Source organism: Thermovirga lienii (genome assembly GCF_036847465.1).
GTDB classification, from domain to species: domain Bacteria; phylum Synergistota; class Synergistia; order Synergistales; family Thermovirgaceae; genus Thermovirga; species Thermovirga lienii.
This window is the reverse complement of the sequence record NZ_DAITZW010000010.1, coordinates 1-2,800: the sequence shown is the minus strand read 5'-3', so window position 1 is coordinate 2,800 and position 2,800 is coordinate 1. Positions and strand designations below refer to the sequence as shown.

The window sequence follows — 2,800 nt, the reverse complement described above, 5'->3', positions numbered from 1 at the left end:
GCATTCAAAAAAAGAGTGGCCTTTATGTTGTTCTCCACAAGAAAATCTACGAGCTCCCTGTCGTAGCCAGAACCGCCCTTTCCGCCGCAGGCATCCAGCGTCAAAGCCACTTGAAGGCCTGAAGGTTCGAAGCGGGTGACCACGCCAGGAACGTCCTGCCCCCAAAACTTAGGGGCCAGGCCATCATAACGCTTCTTTGTCTCTTCCAATGTCAATGGCACACTGCTTTTGGCCTCGGCTCCTAAAAACCCAACTCCAAGGGCGAATGCCAAAAGTAAGACAAAAAACTTCCAAAGACGCAAAAGGCTATCACCTCACGGAATAATAGCGGTGGAGACGAACACCATATTGCTCCGGCGAAGGCTGCCCCGCTTGAAACGCACCTCGTCGCCATGGAAAGTCATATCCTTGGGCACCCACAAGGACACACCATCCTGGCTTATGAGCCTGTAATGGTCCTTTTTCCCTGGAGAGCCGCCCTGCACGAGGGCTTCTACTCTGCTGCATCAGCCACCACTTCTCACTACCACAACATATGCTTCGTTTCCGTTTTTCTTGAAGAACTCAAGGTCTTCAGCCTTCAAAACCAGACGCTCGCTGTTTTGGCTTTTCACCATTTTCCCCTCCAATCCCGAAGACTGATTGTTTTTAGCATATCACGGATTTACCTCACTGCATAACCGCCAGCACAAACACGGCTATCCAGCCGGCTTGTCCTTCCTCCTTCAGCACTCTGGAGGCCTCGAAAATGGATGCCCCAGACCGAACAACGTCATCTAAAAGCGCAATTCGCTTACCCTGGACCCTTGCGCTTTCCGAGAGACTATAGGCGTGGGATACAGCGCTGAACCTATCCTCTAAATTAGGGATCTTCTTTACCTCTGGCACTGGTCTTTTTTTAACGAATGCCTTTTTAACTAAAGGCACTCCACTCCTCATGGCCAATTCCTCCGCCAAAAGCTCCAACGGCTCCTTGGGGTGTCTGCCGCCAAAAGGCGGCACGAAAACCAAAATATGGGGATTTATCTCTATGAGCTTTGGAGCCAGCATAGCTGCAATTTCCTTCACTGCCTTGTACTCTGCCTTATGTTTAAACCTCCTGAACAGTTTTTCAAGGTCCGAGAGGTCCTCTTGAGGAACATCCTTACAGGGCCTTATAACTCCCAAGGCATACCCTTCATCCCAAGGAGTCTTGCCGGGGAAAAATTTTTTAAGGTCCTCCATGGGGTGGTTTTCTCTTGAAGTTTTGGTGGCAGCAAGGCAAAGGGCATCTTTCCCCAAGAGATTAACGACTTGGTCCACGGCGTCCATGAGAAGCCTTTTTTTCTTGCGCTCTTCCTCCTCAAAAAGGGTAACCTGGACCATGTCCCTGGGAACGAGGTCTTTCAACGTTAACCCTACTTTCCTGTATAAGTAGCCTCCCTTGTATATCTTCTCCAGCGCTTCCTTTGCCGCTTTGGCCAGGTCGTGAGTGCAGTCGCATGGGACCTTAAGTTTTATGTTAGCGCTGTTGTTGTACTGAGGAAGGTCCGTTCTATAAGGGTTGGTATGAAGGGATACCTGCAGGCTTTTGCACAAAAGCTTTTCCTTTCTGAGGATGAGAGCTGCTTCCTCTACATGTTCCAACAAAGTTACCCATATTTCTTCCAGTTCTCTCACGGGGTTCCTGAAACTTGGGGCAATCTGGATGGATTTCCTGGGCTTGCGCTCTGCCGTAAAGGGATAGCACACTACTCCCCTCAATTCCTTCCATGTGGACCATACCAAGGCAGGAAAATTTTCTAAAATCCATTTTTCGTCGGTTGCAAGAAGGTCATAACCCGTGGCCAATCCCATCGAACGAAGTTTTTGGGCAGTCTTTCGTCCTATACCCCAAACCTCCTCTATGGGTATCCTCTTGAGCGCGTCCTTGGCCACTTCCTCGGAAGATATCCAAAACACTCCTTCATGAAGCTCCTCCTTTTTGGCTATGTACCCTGCTGCCTTGGCTAAGGTCTTTGTGCCGCCTATGCCGATGGAGACAGGAATGCCCGTTTCTTCCTTGATGAAAGTTCGCACTTGTCGGGAAAAGCCTACCGGGTCCTCTTTATGAATGCCCGTTAGGTGAAGGTAGGCTTCGTCTATTGAAGAAACTTCAACTTCAGGGACCAAAAGGTGAAGGCACTTCATGACTTTCCGCGACATTATGCGGTAGTACTCGTGGTCGCCTTTTAAAACCACAACGCCTTTTCTCCGGCAAAGGGCCTTCACAGTAAAAAAGGGAACGGCCATACCTATACCCAGCGCCTTGGCCTCGTTGGACCTTGCCACTACGCAGCCGTCGTTATGGGAAAGCACAATGACAGGCCGCCCTTCAAGAGACGGATCCCTGACTCTCTCGCAGGAAACGAAAAAATTATTACAATCGCACAAAGCCAAGAGCACGTTTCATCGTTCCTCTCGTGATATTTTCAGTTTCAATAGTCTCCCTTTGGGAGTTTCACTTTTTTATTTTACCCCTAGAACAAAATATCTCCGCCGCTTCTTTGACCATCTCAAGAAATATTCCTATTCTGAGAGTCAGGTTTTCATTTTTGGCATTACATACAGTTTCGGTGGTATTTTCCATAACCCCCCCCTTAAACACTTCAAGGAAAACAACGATTAAGAGCACAAAAAGGCAAAAAACAGTAAAATATTGGAAACAGCATAATTTTACAAATGCGTATAACATGCAGATGGAAGCAAGTAAACCTTTGGGCTTCAGAGTTACGTCCATATAATTGTGTAAAATTAAGAGCCAAGGCAAGGTCTCTGGTTT

At 48.1% G+C, this 2,800-nt stretch carries 3 protein-coding genes and 1 pseudogene; all 4 read right to left on the bottom strand.

All coding sequences use genetic code 11. The annotated features are described in order from the left end of the window. A pseudogene (locus V7Z69_RS04525) lies at window positions 1-302 on the bottom strand (hypothetical protein); the annotation flags it as partial. 12 nt (window positions 303-314) lie between these two features. Then, window positions 315-485 carry a hypothetical protein gene (locus V7Z69_RS04520; RefSeq protein WP_334138792.1) on the bottom strand — a complete coding sequence of 57 codons (171 nt, stop codon included), beginning with the start codon at window positions 483-485 and terminating at the stop codon, window positions 315-317. Between the two features lie 184 nt (window positions 486-669). Continuing rightward, on the bottom strand, window positions 670-2,424 hold the full coding sequence (locus V7Z69_RS04515) for a Y-family DNA polymerase (protein WP_334138790.1): 1,755 nt from the start codon (window positions 2,422-2,424) through the stop codon (window positions 670-672). Between the two features lie 55 nt (window positions 2,425-2,479). After that, window positions 2,480-2,608, bottom strand: coding sequence for a hypothetical protein (locus V7Z69_RS04510; protein ID WP_334138789.1), 129 nt, complete (start codon window positions 2,606-2,608; stop codon window positions 2,480-2,482). Window positions 2,609-2,800 lie beyond the last annotated feature (192 nt).